The sequence below is a fragment of the Burkholderia sp. MSMB1826 genome (assembly GCF_001526325.1).
Lineage (GTDB): Bacteria > Pseudomonadota > Gammaproteobacteria > Burkholderiales > Burkholderiaceae > Burkholderia.
Genome location: NZ_LOYN01000010.1, coordinates 716,092 through 735,506 on the forward strand (window position 1 = coordinate 716,092; position 19,415 = coordinate 735,506).

The 19,415-nt window shown below is 67.9% G+C and carries 16 protein-coding genes; 11 read left to right on the forward strand and 5 right to left on the reverse strand.

The window, feature by feature from the left end; translation table 11 throughout:
- The first annotated feature begins 148 nt into the window (after positions 1 to 148).
- Positions 149 to 1,630, forward strand: coding sequence for a DHA2 family efflux MFS transporter permease subunit (locus tag WS95_RS05175; protein ID WP_373557145.1), 1,482 nt, complete (start codon positions 149 to 151; stop codon positions 1,628 to 1,630).
- Positions 1,631 to 1,660: 30 nt separating this feature from the next.
- Here the strand turns inward: WS95_RS05175 and WS95_RS05180 are convergent, their stop codons facing one another.
- A complete protein-coding gene (locus WS95_RS05180) occupies positions 1,661 to 3,175 on the reverse strand; it encodes an acetyl-CoA hydrolase/transferase family protein (protein WP_059822621.1) in 1,515 nt (504 codons plus the stop codon).
- A gap of 654 nt (positions 3,176 to 3,829) precedes the next feature.
- Between WS95_RS05180 and WS95_RS05185 the strand changes: the two genes are divergently transcribed.
- From WS95_RS05185 to WS95_RS05225, 9 genes are all read left to right on the forward strand, one after another.
- Entirely contained in the window at positions 3,830 to 4,525 is a 696-nt protein-coding gene (locus WS95_RS05185) for a CDP-alcohol phosphatidyltransferase family protein (protein ID WP_059822622.1), read from the forward strand.
- A complete protein-coding gene (locus WS95_RS05190; RefSeq protein ID WP_059783819.1) occupies positions 4,522 to 5,331 on the forward strand; it encodes a HalD/BesD family halogenase in 810 nt (269 codons plus the stop codon). Before WS95_RS05185 ends, WS95_RS05190 begins: the two co-directional genes overlap by 4 nt.
- Positions 5,328 to 6,329 carry an HpnL family protein gene (locus WS95_RS05195; protein WP_034205042.1) on the forward strand — a complete coding sequence of 334 codons (1,002 nt, stop codon included), beginning with the start codon at positions 5,328 to 5,330 and terminating at the stop codon, positions 6,327 to 6,329. Before WS95_RS05190 ends, WS95_RS05195 begins: the two co-directional genes overlap by 4 nt.
- A 35-nt stretch (positions 6,330 to 6,364) precedes the next feature.
- The gene (locus WS95_RS05200) at positions 6,365 to 7,132 is read left to right on the forward strand and encodes a phosphocholine cytidylyltransferase family protein (protein ID WP_034205043.1); all 768 of its coding nucleotides are present in this window, start codon (positions 6,365 to 6,367) and stop codon (positions 7,130 to 7,132) included.
- Complete coding sequence (aepX, locus tag WS95_RS05205; RefSeq protein ID WP_034205044.1) at positions 7,129 to 8,817, forward strand: phosphoenolpyruvate mutase; 1,689 nt, start codon at positions 7,129 to 7,131, stop codon at positions 8,815 to 8,817. The genes WS95_RS05200 and aepX overlap by 4 nt, the downstream gene beginning before the upstream one ends.
- On the forward strand, positions 8,814 to 9,995 hold the full coding sequence (gene aepY, locus WS95_RS05210; protein WP_059822624.1) for a phosphonopyruvate decarboxylase: 1,182 nt from the start codon (positions 8,814 to 8,816) through the stop codon (positions 9,993 to 9,995). The genes aepX and aepY overlap by 4 nt, the downstream gene beginning before the upstream one ends.
- A complete protein-coding gene (locus tag WS95_RS05215) occupies positions 9,995 to 11,059 on the forward strand; it encodes a 2-aminoethylphosphonate aminotransferase (protein WP_059822625.1) in 1,065 nt (354 codons plus the stop codon). The genes aepY and WS95_RS05215 overlap by 1 nt, the downstream gene beginning before the upstream one ends.
- Positions 11,060 to 11,334: 275 nt before the next feature.
- Positions 11,335 to 11,808 carry a cupin domain-containing protein gene (locus WS95_RS05220; RefSeq protein WP_059822627.1) on the forward strand — a complete coding sequence of 158 codons (474 nt, stop codon included), beginning with the start codon at positions 11,335 to 11,337 and terminating at the stop codon, positions 11,806 to 11,808.
- A 95-nt stretch (positions 11,809 to 11,903) separates the two neighbouring features.
- Positions 11,904 to 12,722: a hypothetical protein gene (locus WS95_RS05225; protein ID WP_059822628.1), complete on the forward strand. Its 819-nt coding sequence runs from the start codon at positions 11,904 to 11,906 to the stop codon at positions 12,720 to 12,722.
- 29 nt (positions 12,723 to 12,751) lie between these two features.
- On the opposite strand, the gene WS95_RS05230 is transcribed toward WS95_RS05225, so the two are convergent.
- Positions 12,752 to 13,903, reverse strand: a complete 1,152-nt coding sequence (locus WS95_RS05230) for an acyltransferase family protein (protein WP_059822630.1) — start codon at positions 13,901 to 13,903, stop codon at positions 12,752 to 12,754.
- A gap of 320 nt (positions 13,904 to 14,223) precedes the next feature.
- On the opposite strand from WS95_RS05230, the gene pip reads away from it, so the two are divergent.
- On the forward strand, positions 14,224 to 15,156 hold the full coding sequence (gene pip, locus WS95_RS05235; protein ID WP_059822631.1) for a prolyl aminopeptidase: 933 nt from the start codon (positions 14,224 to 14,226) through the stop codon (positions 15,154 to 15,156).
- Between the two features lie 60 nt (positions 15,157 to 15,216).
- On the opposite strand, the gene WS95_RS05240 is transcribed toward pip, so the two are convergent.
- The 3 genes from WS95_RS05240 to WS95_RS05250 form a co-directional block, all read right to left on the reverse strand.
- The gene (locus WS95_RS05240; protein WP_034206215.1) at positions 15,217 to 15,489 is read right to left on the reverse strand and encodes a hypothetical protein; all 273 of its coding nucleotides are present in this window, start codon (positions 15,487 to 15,489) and stop codon (positions 15,217 to 15,219) included.
- A gap of 177 nt (positions 15,490 to 15,666) precedes the next feature.
- Positions 15,667 to 16,725 (reverse strand): transglutaminase family protein, encoded by a 1,059-nt coding sequence (locus WS95_RS05245; protein ID WP_059822633.1) that lies wholly within the window; start codon positions 16,723 to 16,725, stop codon positions 15,667 to 15,669.
- Positions 16,719 to 19,325: a circularly permuted type 2 ATP-grasp protein gene (locus tag WS95_RS05250; protein WP_059822635.1), complete on the reverse strand. Its 2,607-nt coding sequence runs from the start codon at positions 19,323 to 19,325 to the stop codon at positions 16,719 to 16,721. Before WS95_RS05250 ends, WS95_RS05245 begins: the two co-directional genes overlap by 7 nt.
- Positions 19,326 to 19,415: the final 90 nt, after the last annotated feature.

Here is a 19,415-nt window from a genome sequence, read left to right on the forward strand (position 1 = left end):
GGCTGGCGACCCGGCAATAAGCGGCTATATAATGAGTATGCTTATAATTTGCGCCATACCGGATCGCCGCCCACGGCGACCGCCCCACGGAGACACCCGCTTGAACCCCGCCGCCGACGTCCCCGCTTCGCCCGCCCTGAACCGGCCGATGCTGACCTTGTCGATCATGCTCGCCACGCTGATCCAGACCCTCGACAGCACGATCGCGAACGTCGCGCTGCCCCACATGCAGGGCACGCTGTCCGCGTCGCAGGACGAAATCACGTGGGTGCTGACTTCCTACATCGTCGCCGCGGCGATCGCGACGCCGCTCACCGGCTGGCTGTCCGACCGGCTGAGCGTGAAGCGCTTGCTGATCGTGTCGATCGCCGGCTTCACGGTTGCGTCGGCGCTGTGCGGGCTGTCGGAGACGCTCGTGCAGATCGTCGGCGCGCGGCTGCTGCAAGGCGTGTTCGGCGCCGCGCTGGTGCCGCTGTCGCAATCGATCCTGCTCGACATCAACCCGCGCGAGAAACAGGGCCAGGCGATGGCGATCTGGGGGATGGGCGTGATGGTCGGCCCGATCCTCGGCCCGACGCTCGGCGGCTGGCTCACCGACAGCTACAACTGGCGCTGGGTGTTCTTCATCAACGTGCCGATCGGCGCATTCGCGCTCGCCGGCGTGATGACCTTCCTGCCGGCGCGCGCGCCGCGCCCGCACGTGAAATTCGACGCGTTCGGCTTCGCGACGCTCGCGCTCGCGATCGGCGCGTTCCAGGCGATGCTCGACCGCGGCGAACAGCTCGACTGGTTCGGTTCGTACGAGATCCGCATCGAGGCGCTCGTCGCGGCGCTCGGCTTCGCGTTCTTCCTCGCGCATACGGCGAGCGTCGGCAAGGCGTCGTTCTTCAAGTCGGAACTGCTGCGCGACCCGAATTTCGCAACGGGCACGCTGTTCATCTTCGTGGTCGGCGCGGTGCTGTATGCGACGCGCGCGCTGCTGCCGCCGATGCTGCAGAACCTGATGGGCTACCCGGTCGCGACGACGGGCCTCGTCACCGCGCCGAGCGGCGCCGGCACGATGATCGCGATGCTGTTCGTCGGGCGGCTGCTGAAATACGTGGATGCGCGGATGCTGCTGCTCGCGGGGCTGTCGATTTCCGCGCTCGCGCTGTGGCAGATGATGCAGTACACGGTCGTGCTGTCCGAAGCGGACATCGTGTGGCCCGGCGTGATCCAGGGCTTCGGTCTCGGGCTCGTGTTCGTGCCGCTGAGCGCGCTGTCGTTCTCGACGTTGCCGCCCGACCTGCGCGCCGACGGCACGGCCACCTACAGCCTGATGCGCAACATCGGCAGCAGTATCGGCATCTCGATCGTGCAGACGCTGATGACGCGCAATACGCAGGTCGCGCATGCCGATCTCGCGGCCCACGTCACGCCGTTCGACCCGGCCGTGCAGGCGATCGCCGGCAGCCGCGTCGACATCGCACTGCTCGACCGCACGATCAACCAGCAGGCGACGATGATCGCGTACCTGAACGATTTCAAACTGATGTTCGTCGCGACGCTGCTGATGATCCCGCTATTGCTGCTGATCCGCCCGCCGCAGAAGGCGGCGAGCGTCGACGTCGCGCATGCGGCGATGGATTGACGAGCGCGCATGCGCCCGTCCGGGGCCGCGTCAGGCCTTCATCGTCCCGGTTCGCACGTAGCGCTCGTGCCACGACAGCGCCTCGGCGAGCAGATGCGGCGTGTGCTTGCCGAAGCTGTCGCGCGACGCGCGCTCGAAGTAGTCCTCGAGCATCGGCCGGTAGTCCGGGTGCGCGCAGCTCGCGATGATCTTGCGCGCGCGCTGCTTCGGCGACAGGCCGCGCAGGTCGGCCAGCCCCTGCTCGGTGACGACGACCGCGACGTCGTGCTCGGTATGGTCGACGTGGCTCGCCATCGGCACGATCCGCGAGATCGCCCCGCCCTTCGCGGTGCTGGCCGACATGAAGCACGACAGGTAGCCGTTGCGCGCGAAGTCGCCCGAGCCGCCGATGCCGTTCTGGATCTTCGTGCCCATCACGTGCGTCGAGTTCACGTTGCCGTAGATGTCGGCCTCGATCATCCCGTTCATCGCGATGCAGCCGAGCCGGCGCACGAGTTCCGGATGGTTGCTGATCTCCTGCGGGCGCAACACGATCTTCTCGCGGAACGTCGCGATTTCGTCGGCGAAGCGCTGCACGGCGGCCGGGCTCAGCGACAGCGCGGTGGCCGATGCGAAGCTCAGCGTGCCGTCGTCGAGCAGGTCGAGCATGCCGTCCTGGATCACTTCCGTGTACGCGGTCAGGTTCGAGAAGCCGGCCGAGCTCAGTTCCGCGAGCACCGCGTTCGTGATGTTGCCGACGCCCGACTGCAGCGGCAGCAGGTTTTCCGGCAGACGGCCGCGCTTCACTTCGTGGCGCAGGAAGTCGATCAGCTGCAGCGCGATCTGCTTGGACGTCGCATCCGGCGCGGTGAACGCATTGCTGCGATCGGGCGCGTCGGTCTCGACGATCGCGACGATCTTGTCGGCCGGGCAGCGCAGGTACGGCTCGCCGATCCGGTCGTCGCTCTTCGTGAGCGGAATCGGCTTGCGGTGCGGCGGCAGCGCGGTGCCGTAGTAGATGTCGTGCATCCCGTCGAGGCCGAGCGGCTGGCGCGAATTGACCTCGAGGATCACGTGCTTCGCGCGCTCGAGCCACGTCTTGTTGTTGCCGATCGACGCGGACGGGATCAGCAGGCCGTCCTCGCGAATGCCCGCGACTTCGACGATCGCGACGTCGAGATCGCCGTACAGCCCGAACCATGCGTATTGCGCGACGTGGCTCAAGTGGACGTCCTGGTAATCGACTTCGCCGCCGTTGATCTTGTCGCGCAACGTCGGGTCGGACTGATACGGCAGCCGCATCGAGATGCCGTTCGTGCGGGCGAGCGCGCCGTCGAGTTCCGGTGCGGTCGACGCGCCCGTCAGCACGTTGATCCGGAAGTCCTCGCCGCGCGCGTGCGCCGCGTCGATGTGGGCGGCAAGCGCGGCCGGCACGGCCTTCGGATAGCCCGACCCGGTGAAGCCGCTCATGGCGACGGTCATGCCGGGGCGGATCAGCGCGGCGGCTTCGTCGGCGGTGCGGACGAGCGAACGCAAGGCGGGAGCGAGGATGCGTGATGAAGACATGGCTGGTTATCTGACGCTTTGGTCTGTCGTTGACGTCGCGGGGGGTGTCTCCTGAGCGACGCGAAGCCCTTGGGGCCGCGAGGGGCGGCCCGGCACCACGGGCACGGTCGGAGTATCGCAGAGGCCATCGCCGCGAAATGTCCGCTGGATGCAAAAGATCCTTGCCGGATTTGCCGGGTATCGAACGAGCGTTCTGTGACAGACGATCCGCCCCCGCCGAATGCATCCGAAAGGCGTGCGAAAGCATCGGGGCGAATCATGGATTCGCGATCCCCCGACCGTCGCGCATCAATCGATGCGATTACGCCGACATTGACGGCCTCCGGCTCGGTAATCGCCGATACCCGTCCGGCGCGGCCGATTGTCGCCCGATGCGGCTTTTCCGGACCTGACGGAGATCAAGGTCGCATGCGCTGCGCGACGCCGGCCGACCGGCGCGAAAAACCCGCGCGATCGGCCTGCGAGGCCCGTCCGGCCTTGACAGCCGCGTGAGGCGAACCACACTGGAAGACGGGGTCGCCGACCGGATGGCCGCCCCGTTCACCCGTGCGTTTTTGGCCCGGCCGATGCCGTCAAGACGCGGTAACACTCCCGTATGTCAGGACATTGATCGAATAAAAAGCAACAAATTACAATTCCGTATATATTTCGCCGATGGACCAAAGAAAAACCGCCACACGCCCCGAGCCACCCCCGCCACGCACCTGGGATGCGCGGCTCGCGCGCTCGCTCGTCCGACCGCTCGTCGATACGCCGGTCACCCCGAATCACCTCACCACCATTCGTCTGCTGATCGGCCTCGCCGGCGCCTGGTGCCTCGCGCACGGCGGCTTCGGCTGGAGCAACGCAGGCGCGTTCCTGATCGTGCTGTCGAACTTCGTCGACCACACCGACGGCGAGCTCGCGCGCATCAGCGGCAAGTCCAGCAAGATCGGTCATTTTTACGACCTGGCGGCCGATGCGCTCGTCACGGTCGCGCTGTTCGTCAGCATGGGCGTCGGCATCGTCGCCCAGGGCGGCCAGATGGCCGCGTCGCCGGTGCTGCTCGGCGCGGTGGCCGGCGCGGCCGTCGCGCTGATCTTCTTCCTGCGCATGCGGATCGAATCGATCGCCGGCAAGGCCGGCACCAAGCAGGCGTTCGCCGGCGGCTTCGAGACGGAAGACGTGCTGTACCTGCTGCCGATCGTAACGCTCGTCGACGGCGTCGAGCCGTTCCTGCTCGCGGCGTCGATCGGCGCTCCGCTGTTCGCCGCCTGGGTCGTGATCGACTGGTGGCGCATCGTGCGGCGCGGCAACCTGCCGCAGAACCCGGCCGCGCAGAACCCAACCGAAATCCAGGCTTCCAAATGACTCCTAGCACGCGCGACGATTCCGTGCTGAGCCCGGCACGCCCCGCGCCCGTGCGCGCGGCCGCGGCCGATCCCGATCGCACCGTGGCCGACTGCGTCGGCCGGCTCGACCTCGACCGCCTGCGCGACGACTACACGCGCCAGGGCTCGTTCCTCTACCTCGACGCGTTCCTGCCGGCCGACGCGCACGCGAAGCTGGCGAATGCCGCCCGCGCGATGCAGGCCGGCCTGAACCGCAATTACCTGCCCGGCCACAAGCAGGGCGGCAGCGTGAGCCGCCATACGATCGACGAGCAGGCGCCGTACATCGCCGAGCTGTATCGCTCGAAGGCGCTGATCGGTTTCCTCGAGAAAATCACGGGCGACAAGCTGATGCTGTCGCCGGACGACGATCCGCACGCGTACGCGCTGTATTACTACACGAAGCCCGGCGACCACATCGGCTGGCACTACGACACGTCGTACTACGACGGCCGCCGCTACACGCTGCTGATCGGCGTGATCGACGAATCGTCGTGCCGGCTCGACTACGAACTGCACACGCGCAACCCGGACGTCGCCGACGAACCGGGCTCCGTGCAGATCGCCGACGGCGGCATCGTGCTGTTCGACGGCGACAAGCTGCGCCACCGCATCACGCCGCTCGGCCAGAACGAAATACGCGTGTCGCTCACGTTCGAATACGTGACGAACCCCGGCATGCGGCCGTGGAAGCGCTTCATCTCGAACATGAAGGACGCGATCGCGTATTTCGGTTTCCGCCAGGTGTTCAAGCAACTGGCGACGCGACGCACGAGCGGGTCATGACACGCGCGGGCCTCATCCTGCTGTCCCTCGGGACCGCACTCTTCATCGCACTCCTGGCCTGGCAGGGCATCGGCGCGGTAGCGTCCACGTTCCTCGCGGCCGGCTGGGGCCTCGCGCTCGTCGCGGCGTTCCACGTCGTACCGCTCGCGATCGACGCGGTCGCGATCTCCGTGATGTTCCGCCGCGGGCAGCCCGCCGCCGAACTCGGCAATGCGCTGCGCGCGCGCTGGGTCGGCGAATCGGTGAACAGCCTGCTGCCCGCCGGGCAGATCGGCGGCCCGGTGCTGATGGTGCGCCACCTCGCGCAGCGCGGCACGCGGATGGCCGATGCGGCCGCCGCCGTGACCGTCAGCACGACGATGCAGGCGCTCGCGCAAATGGCCTTCGCGCTGATCGGCATCGCCGCGTTCAGCCTGTATGCGACGCACGAGTCGGTCGCGCACCTGCGCACGCCCGCGCTGATCGCCACCGGCGTGCTCGGCGCGCTCGCGGTGATGTTCTATCTGGCGCAGCGGCGCGGGCTGTTCGGCCGCGGGCTGCGCCTCGCGTCGAAGCTGCTCGGGCCGCGCGACTGGTCGTCGCTCGCCACGCGCGCCGACGCGATCGACGACGCGGTCGGCGCGCTGTACCGCGATCGCGCGAAAGTCGCGAAGACCTTCGCATTGAGTCTCGCCGGCTGGATCGTCGGCACCGCGGAAGTGTGGCTCGCGCTGCACTTCCTCGGGCATCCGGTGAGCTGGCTCGACGCGCTGCTGCTCGAAAGCGTCGGCCAGGCGATTCGCGGGGCAGCCTTCGCGATCCCGGGCTCGCTCGGCGCGCAGGAAGGCGGCTACCTGCTGCTCGCGCCGCTGGTCGGGTTGCCGCCCGACGCGGCGCTCGCGCTGTCGCTCGCGAAGCGCGCGCGCGAACTCGCGCTCGGCCTGCCTGGCCTGCTCTATCTGCATTTCAGTGAAAGAAACTGGCAGCGGCGCCATGCGCCGCAGCCGCTCGCCGACTGATCGTTCAGATCGCCGGCTTTTTGGTTGGAGAACCCATGCGAGCCATCATTCTTGCGGCAGGCCTCGGCTTGCGCCTGCAACAACCGCCCGAAGCGCAGTTCCCGAAGTGCCTGCTGCGCTTCGACGACGTGTCGCTGCTCGAGCGCCATCTGCGCGTGCTCGACGCCGCGGGCGTCGACGAGATCGTGCTCGGGCTCGGCTTTCAGCACGAGAAAGTCGAGCAGGAACTGAAGCGCCTCGGCCGCCAGGCCGAGATCGTGATCAACGACCGCTACGACCTCGGCAGCGTGCTGACCGTGCATACCGTCGCCGATGCGATGACGCGCGGCGGCGACGTGCTGTTGATGGACGCGGACGTGCTGTACGACGAGAACATCCTGCACGCGCTGGTGGCCGACGCCGACAAGCCGGTCGATCGCCTGCTGATCGATCGCGACTTCGAGGCCGGCGACGAACCCGTCAAGCTGTGCCTGAAGAACGGCGTGCCGGTCGAGCTGCGCAAGCAGCTCGCGGTCGATCTCGACTACGACACGATCGGCGAATCCGTCGGCTTCTTCCGCTTCACCGAAGGCACCGCGCGCCGCCTCGCGACGATCGTCGCGGGCTACGTCGACAGCGGCCGCGCGAACATGCCGCACGAGGAAGCCGTGCGTGACCTGCTGCTCGAAGGCGGTCATTCGTTCGACGTCGCCGACGTCACCGGCTCGCCGTGGATCGAGATCGACTTCCCGAACGACGTCGCACGCGCGACGCAAGACATTCTTCCCCTGATTCAACGCACCACCGCCGGAGCCGCACGATGAACGCACGCGAACCCAACTTCACCGAATCGCGCAGCGCGCGCCTGCGTCGCATGCTCGTGAGCAGCGACCTCGAATTCCTGATGGAAGCGCACAACGGCCTGTCGGCGCGGATCGTCCGCGAGGCCGGCTTCAAGGGGATCTGGGCGTCGGGCCTCGCGATCTCCGCGCAATTCGGCGTGCGCGACAACAACGAGGCGAGCTGGACCCAGGTGGTCGACGTGCTCGAGTTCATGGCCGACGCGAGCGACCTGCCGATCCTGCTCGACGGCGACACCGGCTACGGCAACTTCAACAACGTGCGCCGCCTCGTGAAGAAGCTCGAGCAGCGCGGCATCGCGGGCGTCTGCATCGAGGACAAGCAGTTCCCGAAGACGAACAGCTTCATCGACGGCGAGCGCCAGCCGCTCGCCGAGATCGACGAGTTCTGCGGCAAGATCAAGGCCGGCAAGGATTCGCAGACCGATCCCGATTTCTCGATCGTCGCACGCGTCGAGGCGCTGATCGCGGGCTGGGGGATGGACGAAGCGCTGCGCCGCGCGAACGCGTATGCGGAAGCCGGCGCCGATGCGATCCTGATCCACAGCAAGCTGTCGCGTCCGGACGAGATCCTGCAGTTCGCGCGCGAATGGAGCGGCAAGGCGCCGCTCGTGATCGTGCCGACCAAGTACTACAGCACGCCGACCGACGTGTTCCGCCAGGCCGGCATCAGCACCGTGATCTGGGCGAACCACCTGATCCGCGCGTCCGCGTCGGCGATGCAGGCCGTCGCGCGCGAGATCCACGAGAATGAAACGCTGATCAACGTCGAAGACCGCGTCGCGTCGGTCAACGAGATCTTCCGCCTGCAGGACGCCGACGAGTATTCGGCGGCCGAGCGCATCTACCTGTCGTCGTCGTCGCGCGCGTCGAATGCGGCGGTCGTGCTCGCGGCGAGCCGCGGCAAGGGCCTCGAAGCCGTCACCGAAGACAAGCCCAAGGTCATGCTGCCGGTCGCCGGCAAGCCGCTGTTGCGCTGGCTCGTCGACGGCTTCAAGAAGCAAGGCGTAAACGACATCACCGTGGTCGGCGGCTACCGCGCCGATGCGATCGACACGTCGGGCATCAAGCTCGTCGTCAACGAACGCCATGCGCAGACGGGCGAGCTCGCGTCGCTCGCCTGCGCGGCCGAACGCCTGACCGGCGACACCGTGATCTCGTACGGCGACCTGCTGTTCCGCAGCTACATCCTGCGCGACCTCGCGGAGAGCGAGGCCGAGTTCAGCGTGGTGGTCGATTCGTCGCTGACCGAGCCGTCGAACCAGAGCGTGCGCGACTTCGCCCTCTGCTCGGCAGCCGACGATCGCGGCCTGTTCGGCCAGAAGACCTACCTGCAACGCGTGTCGAGCGACGTCGCCGCGGGCACCCCGCACGGCCGCTGGATCGGCCTGCTGAACGTGCGCGGCGCCGGTGTCGACCGCCTGAAGGCGATGCTCGCGACGCTGCAGGCACGCCCCGATTTCGACACGCTCGACATCCCGTCGCTGCTGAACGAACTGATCGCCGCCGGCGAGAAGATCGAGGTGCAGTACGTGCACGGCCACTGGCGCGGCGTCAACGACCTGGAAGACTTCCGCCGCGCGGGCGACTTCGCGCACGGCCAGACGCCGCTGTCCGAACCGGGCGCCGGCAACGGGGGCGCGCAATGATCGAAGCGGCACAGTTCGTCGAGGCCGCGCGCGAACGCGGCTTCGATTGGTACGCGGGCGTGCCCTGCTCGTACCTGACGCCGTTCATCAATTACGTGCTGCAGGACCCGACGCTGCACTACGTGTCGGCCGCGAACGAAGGCGACGCGGTCGCGCTGATCGCAGGCGCGACGCTCGGCGGCAAGCGCGGGATCGCGATGATGCAGAACTCGGGGCTCGGCAACGCGGTGAGCCCGCTCACGTCGCTGACCTGGACGTTCCGGCTGCCGCAGTTGCTGATCGTCACGTGGCGCGGCCAGCCGGGTGTGGCCGACGAGCCGCAGCACGCGCTGATGGGGCCGATCACGCCCGCGATGCTCGACACGATGGAGATCCCGTGGGAGACGTTCCCGACGGACCCCGAACAGGTCGGCCCGGCGCTCGACCGTGCAATCGCACACATGGACGCGACGGGCCGCCCGTACGCGCTCGTGATGCAGAAAGGCAGCGTCGCGCCGTATGAGCTGAAGGCGAACCCGGCCGCGAAGCCGCGCGCGCACGTCGCCGCGCAATCGTCGTCGCGCGCCGGGTCGGCCGATGCATGGCCGACCCGCCACGACGCGTTGCAGCACGTGATCGCGCATACGCCGGTCGATTCGACCGTCGTGCTTGCGTCGACCGGCTTCTGCGGCCGCGAACTCTACGCGCTCGACGATCGCCCGAACCAGCTGTACATGGTCGGCTCGATGGGCTGCGTGACGCCGCTCGCGCTCGGCCTCGCGCTCGCGCGCCCCGACCTGCGCGTGGTGGCCGTCGACGGCGACGGCGCCGCGCTGATGCGCATGGGCGTGTTCGCGACGCTCGGCGCCTACGGCCCGGCCAACCTCACGCACGTGCTGCTCGACAATGGCGCGCACGAATCGACCGGCGGCCAGGCGACCGTGTCGCAACATGTGTCGTTCGCGGGCGTTGCCGCCGCGTGCGGGTATGCGTCGGCGGTCGAAGGCGATACGCTCGACGTGCTCGATGCGACGCTGGCCGCAACGGGGAACGGTGCGCAATTCGTTCGCGTGGCGATCCGCACGGGCGTGCCCGACGGCCTGCCCCGCCCGACCGTCACGCCGGTCGAGGTCAAGACCCGTCTGATGCGGCACATCGGTGCCGCGCAGACCGCCGCCCATGTTGAAGGAGCTCATTGATGCTGCTGCTGAACCCCGGCCCGGTCACGCTCACCGAACGCGTGCGCCGCAGCCTGCTGCAACCCGATCTGTGCCATCGCGAAAGCGAGTTCTTCGACCTGCAGGATGAAGCGCGCGCGCGCCTCGTCGCCGCGTACGAACTCGATCCGGCCGAATGGGCCGCCGTGCTGATGACGGGTTCGGGCACCGCCGCCGTCGAGAGCATGATCGCGGCGCTCGTGCCGCAGGACGGCAAGCTGCTCGTGATCGAGAACGGCGTATACGGCGAGCGGATCACGCAGATCGCCACGCAGTACGGCATCGCGCACGACGTGTTGAAGCACGAGTGGATGCAGGCGCCCGATCTCGCGCAGATCGGTGCGAAGCTCGACGCGGGCGGGTACTCGCATGTCGCCGTGATTCATCATGAAACGACGACGGGCCGGCTGAACGATCTCGGCGCGATTGCGGACGTGTGCCGTGCGCGCGGTGTGAAGATGCTCGTGGATGGCGTCAGCAGCTTCGGCGCGGAAGCGATCGACTTCGCCGGTGGCGACATCGATGCGGTTGCCGCCACCGCGAACAAGTGCCTGCACGGCGTGCCCGGCGCGGCGTTCGTGATCGTGCGCCGTAGTGCGCTCGCGAAGGCTGCGAGCCGGACTTACTATCTCGATCTCGGTCGGCTTGCAAAGCTGCAGGATCAGCGGAATACGCCGTTTACGCCGTCCGTGCACGCGTATTACGCGCTCGTCGAGGCGCTGCGCGAGTTCGATGAGGCCGGCGGCTGGCGTGCGCGGCATGCGCATTACAAGGCGCTTGCGGATCAGGCGCAGGCCGGGCTTGCTGCGCGCGGGATGCCGCTGGTGTTGCCTGAGGGTGAATCGTCGGTCGTGCTGCGTGCGTATCGGTTGCCGCAGGGCGTCACGTACGAGACGCTGCATGATGGGCTGAAGGCGCGTGGCTTCGTGATTTATGCGGGGCAAGGCGGGTTGTCGAAGGAACTGTTCCGCATCTCGACGATGGGCGCGATTCAGGCGGCCGATGTCGAGCGGTTGCTGGAAGGGTTTACGGCGCTGACGCGGTGAGCGTCGTCCGCGACTTCGTCCCGGAAAGGCCCGCGAGGGCCTTTTTTGTTGTCGTTTGCAAATTCCTGAGGCGTGGAACACGTTGTCGGCATTCGGCCAGGAAGGGACACTGGGCCCTATGCCAGCATCGCTGACAATCGCAGCAAAAAAGCGCCTAAAGCAACTGGGGCTCACGACCAATCGAAAGATAGGTTGATTGTGCGAATCAAGATTGACGTCTCCGTCATGCATTTCCACAATCTCTTTTGCCTATTTTGACGGAGTGAGGATTGCAAATGGATCAGCCCCAAGCTTGCATGATCGCCGCCGATGCAGTACCCCGTACCAAACCTTCAAACTACCCTGAGCCGTTTGCCTCGCGCATGACGGGACGGGAGAAGAAACCTCTTGGCGATCCGTTCGGTTTGAGTCAGTTTGGTGTGAACTTGACGACGTTGAGCCCCGGCGCGGTGTCTGCTCTACACCATCGGCACTCGAAACAGGACGAGTGGGTGTATGTCCTCAGCGGCGAGGTCACCCTCTACGTCGGTGACGAAAGCTACCTCATGCGACCTGGAATGTGCGCCGGGTTTCGCGCGAATGGCATGGCGCACCATCTACAAAATAACTCGGCAGCCGATGCCACGATCATCGAGGTCGGCAGCAGGGTATCTGGCGACGCAGTAAGCTATGCAACGGACGATCTCGTTGCTGTGATGGGTTCAAACGGCCAGTGGGGTTTCCAGCACAAGAACGGTGAACCCTACTAATTTCAACGTCCGCTTTGGAGGGAGCTGAACGTCACCGATGGGTCGGTAAGCGCCTCCCACGCATATCAATGAAAACAACATCTCCGATCACGACAATGAAAATCCTGCGCTTCGCCCCGCTGCTGGTGCTCGCCGCCGCCCCCATCGTTCACGCCGCCGACAGCCAGGCTTGCAGCGACGCTACCGTCACGGCCATCGCCCGCTGGGCCGGCATCGCGAGCGCACGCATCGCCACGCGCGACGCGGACCGGCTCGTCGTCGCGTCGTCGTGCAAGGCCATGCCGAACGCGCCGGGCACGACGATCGCGGCCGTCGCATTCGATTCGCTGCCGAAGAGCAAGAATCCCGACGAAAGCAGAAAGCTGCAGGTGATCGCGCTCGTCGAGGGCGGCAAGGTCGTGGCGGCCGAGCGGTCGGTAGTCGAAGAGGATGCGGCGACGGAGATCGGTGAGAATAGCTATCGGATCGACACGGCGCCCTACCGGTTGACGCCCGACGTACGCGCGTTCGGCGTCGTGTTTACCAGCAGTGCACGCGGGCCGAGCTGCCCGGATGCCAACGCCGGTGAAGAGTTGACGCTGTGGGTGCGCGAAGGCAGCCGTATCCGCCCGGTGTTCGGCACCAACCTCTACGGCTGGATCAGCGTCGAAGGCGACGCCTGCGGCCCGGGTGCAGGCGATGCGCGCAGCGAAGAGGCCCGGATGACGATCGCCGTCGAGAAAACGTCGAGCCACGGCTTCGCCGACCTGTCGATCACGGCGCACATCGCGCAGACGCAACGCAAGAACGGCGATTACTCGGATACGGGCAAGCGCACGGCACGCACGATCGTCCACTACGACGGCAAGTCCTATGGAATCGACATGTTCCGGAACTTCTGGTATTCGCCGGCCGCGATGAAACGCTTCAAGTAACGCCGTGGGCACGACACTGCCCCGCCCGCCTACTCCACCACCTTCGGCCCGATCGCATCGGTCGGCGCCGGCATCCGCAACGCGTCGCCCCGCACGCGTCGCGCCTCGCGCGCCGTATAGCGATCCTTGAGCCGCAGGAACGGTTTCTCGACGAGAAAATAGCTGGCGGTCGCGGCAATCAGCGCCCACACGATGCCGAGCGGAAACCCGTGCGGCACCGGCAATCGCGGATTCGCAAACGGCTGCTGCCACAGATAAAGACTGAACGAAATCGTGCCGACGAACACCACCGGCCCGGCGCGCAACCAGCGCGCGCACCAGAACTCGCTGCGGAAATTCAGCACGACGATCACGAGCGCGATCAGCGCGGCTTCGAGCGTCACGCCGTACGTCGCATTCCAGAAACCGCCGAGCCGGTGTTCGGCGAGCGGCATGCCGAGCAGTACGACGAACACGAGCGCCGTCACGATGCGCGCCTCCCCGCGCCACGAACCTATCCACGCTTCGAGCCGTTCGCGGTTGAGCGACGCATAGCAGCCGATCAGGATCGGATCGATACCCGTATGCAGCATCATCCCGAGTTGTCCGCGCAGCGCGGGCGCCAGGAAATACGTGGCGGCGCGCACCAGCGGCACGATCAGGATCAGCGCGGCCAGCCAGCGCGTGCCGGCGCGGCGGATGCCGAACACGAACAGCAGCGGCCAGAACCAGTAGAACTGCTCCTCGAGCGCGAGCGACCAGAAGTGGCCGAGGTACCACGCACCGTCCGGATGCAACGCGTTGTCTCCGGTCAGCCCGAACCACGCCGAGTAATTCCACAGGTGCAGCGCCGCATAGAGCCATTGCCGGCGATCGACGTCGAACGAGCCGGTGAAGGCCACGATCGCAACGGCCGCGAGATACACGTAGCAGGCCGGCCAGATCCGCAACGCGCGGCGCACGTAGAACGACGTCAGCGCGACGCCGCCCGTGCGCGCGAACTCGGCGCGCAGCACGTTGGTGATCAGGAAACCGCTCAGCACGAAGAAGATCAGCACGCCGAGCCGGCCGTCGGCGATCAGCCGCAACGGTGCGTACCAGCCCGTATAGCCGCCGGGCAGCACATGCTCGGCATGACCGACGACGACCATCGCGACCGCGACGGCGCGCAACCCGGTCAACTGCGTGACGCGATGGTTCATCGGCTGGTGTCCGTTGGCACGGTAAAGGAACGGGAATCGGCCGGCGCCCGATCGGCCCGCCGACCTGCCGCCGGGATTTTGTATGAAAAATATCGGAATGAAATTGCTTCAAAAATCCGCGTGACACATGCCGTCGGCGAGGCGACGGCGCGCCAACGTCCGGCATGACGAATGGGCATAATGACAAGCCTTGTCCGGCGGCGGCCGGTCCGATGCCCACGCAACGAATTTTGCGGCGCAGCAATCTCCGCAGCCGTACGCGTCCGCACACCGGTCCGCGCCTCGTCCGCGTTCTCTCGACCCTCACCCGGAGTCTGCCTGTGTATCCACCGATCGAACCTTACGCCCACGGCCACCTCGACACCGGCGACGGCCACCGCATCTACTGGGAACGCTGCGGCAACCCGGCCGGCAAGCCTGCCGTGTTCCTGCACGGCGGCCCCGGCGCCGGCTGCGGCCCCGACCATCGCCGTCTGTTCGATCCCGAGCGCTACGACATCCTGCTGTTCGACCAGCGCGGCTGCGGACGCTCGACGCCGCATGCGAGCCTCGAGAACAACACGACGTGGGATCTGGTCGCCGATATCGAACGCCTGCGGGAGATGGTCGGCGCCGAGCAATGGCTCGTATTCGGCGGCTCGTGGGGCAGCGCGCTGGCGATCGCGTACGCGGAAACCCACCCCGAACGCGTGAGCGCGCTGATCGTGCGCGGCATCTTCACGATGCGTCGCGCGGAGTTGCTGTGGTACTACCAGGAAGGCGCATCGTGGCTGTTTCCCGATCACTGGGAAGACTTCCTCGCTCCGATTCCGGAGGCCGAGCGCGGCGACCTGATGGCCGCCTACCATCGCCGCCTCACGGGCGACGACGAAGCCGCGAAGCTCGAAGCCGCACGCGCGTGGAGCGTCTGGGAAGGCCGCACGATCACGCTGCTGCCCGATCCCGCGCTCGCCGCGCACTTCGCGGACGGCCACTACGCGCTCGCGTTCGCGCGGATCGAAAACCACTACTTCGTGAACAAGGGCTTCGTCGAGGAAGGCCAGTTGCTGCGCGACGCGCATCGGCTCGCCGGCATCCCGGGTGTGATCGTGCAGGGCCGCTACGACATCGCGACGCCGGCACGTACCGCATGGGAGTTGTCGAAGGCGTGGCCGGATGCGACGTTCGAGATCGTGCCCGGCGCCGGGCATGCATACAACGAACCGGGGATTCTGGAAGCGCTGGTCGCGGCGACGGACCGGTTCGCGGCCTGAGTAACGTCACGCAACGCGGCGCGTGTTTCCGCGCGTGCCGCACGCACCCGCGCTGCCCGATCACAACGCGGCTTCGACGATCGTCCTGCCGCTGATCGCCCGCTCGACGAGCTGTTCGTCGCCGACCTTGCGGATCGCGTCGTCGAGCAACCCTTCCGGTTCCTCGGTCGCCACTTTCAACAGGCCCGACAGCCCGCGCGCGTCGAGCACCACCAGCGTCTCCATCGAATCCGCGCGGCTCACGAGCACGCGGCGGAATGCCGGGCCCGCGCCGAAGCTCGCACAAAGCTCGATCGTCTCGCCGCCGAGCGTGTAGTCGAAGTGCTTGATCATGGTCTGCCGCCGTTGCATGAAAATGGCGCCGCGCGACGGCGCGGCGCCATGACGTCGACGCACCCGCGCGTGCCGCCGGCGCGCCGGACCGGGGCCCGAGCCGTTCACCGGCATCACCATGCTAAGCGTGCAGTATTAACGAAGACTTAAAGCGCGCGGGCCATACCCGGCGGCCCTTCAAGCCGCATCGAGCGGCTCGACCGTCACGCCGACCCTCAGCTCCTGATCCGCGCCGCCGCCGCGGATCACGCCGCGCAGCGGCGTCACGTCCGCGTAGTCGCGGCCGACCGACAGCATCACGTAGTCGTCGCCCGGCGCACGATCGTTGGTCGGATCGAGTTGCAGCCAGCCGCCGTCCTCGGGCCACGCCGGATCGTACACGTCGACCCATGCATGCGACGCGTCGGCGCCGATCAGCCGCGGCTGACCGGGCGGCGGCTGCGTCAGCAGGTAGCCGCTGATGTACCGCGCGGCCAGCCCGAGCGAGCGCAGCGCGCCGATCATCACGTGCGCGAAATCCTGGCAGACGCCCTTGCGCAACCGCAGCGCATCGAGCGCCGACGTCGTGATGTCGGTGCTGTTCGGCGTGTACGCGAAATCGGCATGCACGCGGCGCATCAGGTCCCACGCAGCCTGCACGAGCGGCCGTTGCGGCGTGAAGCTCGCGGCCGCGTACGCGGCGAGTTCGGGGTCGCACGCGACGTGCGGCGACGCGAACACGAACTCGCTCGCCGGATCGTACGGTTGCCCCGCGCGAAACCGCAAGCGGTCGCGCACGGCCTCCCAGGCGGTGGCATGCGCGGCGTCCGGGTTCGCGATCGCAGGCGGCGGCTCGCCGCGCGCGCCGAGCGACCATGCGGGCGGCGTCACGCGCACGGTGCTGCGGCTGCGCACGAGCAGCGCGTCGTGCGGCTGATTCAGCGCGAACGACGCCCGCGCGTTGCCGAACGCATCGATCTCGGTGCAGACCGTTTCCGGTGAAGGTTCGATGTCGAGCGAGAACGACAGCACCTGCTGGCGCGGCGTCGCGAGCGGTTGCAGGCGTGCCTGGTGCTGCGCGGATTCGACGCGCGCCGCGTAACGATATTCGGTGTCGTGCGTGACGCGCAGCAACCGGCCCGGCGCGACGGCGGCCGGCGCATCCGTCGCGATCGGCGCCGAGGCCGCGGCAGCCGGCGCCTGCCGCGCGTTTGCGGGGCCGGCCGGTGTTTTCGGCACGCCTTTCGTCGTCACCATAGCGTCCTGCCCGCCTCGCGCACGTGACTGAAATAGCGCTCGCCGATCCGGTTCGACAACTCCCACACCGCTTTCGCCGTCGTGTCGAGCGCGGCGAGCAGCTTGTCGTGCCGACCGCCTTCGGCGGTCTCGCACAGCTCGTGCAACGACCACGCGGGTATGTTCGGAACCGTCTCGGCCAACTCGGACAGCGCATAGCCTTCGCTGCGCTCGACCTTCGTCAGCCGGCCGCGCAGTGCCTGCACGACCCAGCCGAGCGAGCGCGGGTTGTCGGTATCGAGCACGACGAGCGACAGCAGCGGCGCGACGTCGAAGCCGCGCTGGAACCGCGAACGGAACGTGATCGTGCTGTCGAACAGTTCCAGCACGAGTTCGAAGCCGTCCTGCCGATGCACGGCGCCTTCGTCGAACGCGAACTTCAGCACGCTGCACAGGAAGTCGAGCCGGTCGATCTGCCGGCCGATCGACAGCAATCGCCAGCCGTCGTCGCGCGTCATGTTGTCGGTCTGCGCGCCGGTGATCGCGCCGAGCAGCAGGCCGAGACGTTCCAGCAACTGCAGCGCCTCGTTGCCGATCTGCTCCTCCGCCTCCGGTTGCCCTGCGCTGTCCGCGAACAGTTGCGTCGCGTCGTCGATCAGCCGCCACTGATCGCTCGACAGCCGCTCGCGGATCGCGGCAGCCGCGCCGCGCATGCCGAACAGGCACGACGCGATCCCCGACGTGCGATCGGCGCCGCGCGTCAGCGACGTCGCCAGCTCGTGCTGGAACGCGCGCGGCGCATCGACGGCCTGCGGCGCGTCGGCGGCGATCAGCCCGGTATCGCGACACAGCGCGTCGAGCAGTTCCAGATGCGCGGGACTGTCGACGTCGTCTTCGCCGCGCAGCCGCTCGAGCGCGGCACGCGCCAGGCGCATCAGGTTGGTCGCGCGCTCGGTGTAGCGGCCGAGCCAGAACAGGTTCTCGGCCGCACGGCTCGCGATCGCGCGCGGCCGCTCGACGAGATCGTCGGGGCCGAGGTGCGTCTGCAGCAGCGTCGTCGAATCGACGATGCCCTCGGTCATCACCCACGTATCGACGGTGCTACCGCCGCGCGGCATCGGCGCGTTGAACAGCGTGTCGCGCGTGCCGACCCGCGACAGCCCGCCCGGCAGCAGCCGCCAGCGCTGCGCGCCGTCGGCGAGCGCGAACACGCGCAGCAGCAGCGGCTTCGGCACGATGCGCGCGCTGCCGTTGCCGTCGGGCGCATCGGGTCGCGGCCAGGTCGGCGCCTGCGACAGCGGCAGATCCGCCTGCACCGTGTAATGTTCGGGCCGCGCGAGAATCCGCGCGCGCCATTCCGCCAGTTGCGCCTGCGTGAGCCGCGCGCCGATCACCGGTTCGAACGCACCGCCTTCCTGCACGTCGGGTGGATAGGATGCCTTGACGATGCCGCGCGCGAGTTGCGGCAGCGCGTCGTCGCACGCGGCCGCCTCGCCGCACCACCACGAATGCACGGCCGGCAGCGTCAGCGTTTCGCCGAGCAAGCCTTCCGCGAGACGCGGCATGAAGCCGAGCATCGCCGGCGATTCGAGGAAGCCCGAGCCCGGTGCGTTCGCGAGCAGCACGTTGCCCGCGCGCACGGCCTGCAGCAGCCCCGGCACGCCGAGCATCGAATCGGGCCGCAGTTCGAGCGGATCGAGCCACGCGTCGTCGACGCGCCGCAGGATGCCGTGCACGGGTTCGAGGCCGCTCAGCGTCTTCAGGAACACGCGGTTGTCGCGCGCGGTCAGGTCGCCGCCTTCGACGAGCGTGAGGCCGAGATAGCGCGCGAGATACGCGTGCTCGAAATAGGTCGCGCTGTGCGGCCCCGGCGTCAGCAGCACGATCCGCGAATTCTTCGCGGCGGGGCTGAGCGACTGCATGCTCTGCAGCAGCGCACGGTACGCGGATGCAAGCCGCTGCACGCGCAGCCCGCGAAACCCGCGCGGAAAGAGCCGCGACACGATCAGCCGATTCTCCAGCAGGTAGCCGAGCCCGGCCGCCCCCTGCGTGTGCTGCGCGACGATCCGCCACTGGCCGTCGGGGCCGCGCGCGAGATCGAACGCGACGACGTGCAGCCACGTATCGCCCGGCACGTGCGCACCGCGCATCGCACGCAGGTAGCCGGGGTGGCCGGTGACGAGCGCGGGCGGCAACAGCCCGCGGTGCAGGATCGTCTGCGGCCCGTACAGGTCGGCCAGCGTCGCGTTGAGCAGCCGCACGCGCTGCAGCACGCCGCGCTCGATCGCGACCCAGTCCTCGGGCGTGACGATCAGCGGCAGCAGGTCGAGCGCCCACGGGCCGGCCGCGCCGTCGCCGGCGCGCTGCTCGTGCAGCTGGTAGAACAGGCCGTTCTCGCGCATGCGCCGGTGCAGCGCGTCGGCGCGGCGGTCGAGGTCGGCCACGCCGTCGCTGCCGATCGACGTGAAGAAATTGCGCCACGCGGGTGCCAGCGCGGGCGCGTTCAGGCCGGCCGCGCTGCCGCGCAGTTCGTCGTAACGGCCGGCGGCCGCCGGCGCCGCGAGCGCGGCGGCCAGTTCGGCGGCGTCCGGCTGGGCGCCGGAATCGAAAAGCGTGGGCATCGCGTCGAGAGCGGCGAGATGATCAAGGTCAATGGGCGGCACGATGTCGTTCCGTCGTCAGGGTGCGACCGCACATGCGCGCCGCCGCAC

Coding starts and splice junctions, on each gene's coding strand:
- WS95_RS05175 (WP_373557145.1), top strand. CDS start 149: ATGCTGACCTTGTCGATCATGCTCGCCACGCTGATCCAGACCCTCGAC.
- WS95_RS05180 (WP_059822621.1), bottom strand. CDS start 3,175: ATGTCTTCATCACGCATCCTCGCTCCCGCCTTGCGTTCGCTCGTCCGC.
- WS95_RS05185 (WP_059822622.1), top strand. CDS start 3,830: ATGGACCAAAGAAAAACCGCCACACGCCCCGAGCCACCCCCGCCACGC.
- WS95_RS05190 (WP_059783819.1), top strand. CDS start 4,522: ATGACTCCTAGCACGCGCGACGATTCCGTGCTGAGCCCGGCACGCCCC.
- WS95_RS05195 (WP_034205042.1), top strand. CDS start 5,328: ATGACACGCGCGGGCCTCATCCTGCTGTCCCTCGGGACCGCACTCTTC.
- WS95_RS05200 (WP_034205043.1), top strand. CDS start 6,365: ATGCGAGCCATCATTCTTGCGGCAGGCCTCGGCTTGCGCCTGCAACAA.
- aepX (WP_034205044.1), top strand. CDS start 7,129: ATGAACGCACGCGAACCCAACTTCACCGAATCGCGCAGCGCGCGCCTG.
- aepY (WP_059822624.1), top strand. CDS start 8,814: ATGATCGAAGCGGCACAGTTCGTCGAGGCCGCGCGCGAACGCGGCTTC.
- WS95_RS05215 (WP_059822625.1), top strand. CDS start 9,995: ATGCTGCTGCTGAACCCCGGCCCGGTCACGCTCACCGAACGCGTGCGC.
- WS95_RS05220 (WP_059822627.1), top strand. CDS start 11,335: ATGGATCAGCCCCAAGCTTGCATGATCGCCGCCGATGCAGTACCCCGT.
- WS95_RS05225 (WP_059822628.1), top strand. CDS start 11,904: ATGAAAATCCTGCGCTTCGCCCCGCTGCTGGTGCTCGCCGCCGCCCCC.
- WS95_RS05230 (WP_059822630.1), bottom strand. CDS start 13,903: ATGAACCATCGCGTCACGCAGTTGACCGGGTTGCGCGCCGTCGCGGTC.
- WS95_RS05240 (WP_034206215.1), bottom strand. CDS start 15,489: ATGATCAAGCACTTCGACTACACGCTCGGCGGCGAGACGATCGAGCTT.
- WS95_RS05245 (WP_059822633.1), bottom strand. CDS start 16,725: ATGGTGACGACGAAAGGCGTGCCGAAAACACCGGCCGGCCCCGCAAAC.
- WS95_RS05250 (WP_059822635.1), bottom strand. CDS start 19,325: ATGCCCACGCTTTTCGATTCCGGCGCCCAGCCGGACGCCGCCGAACTG.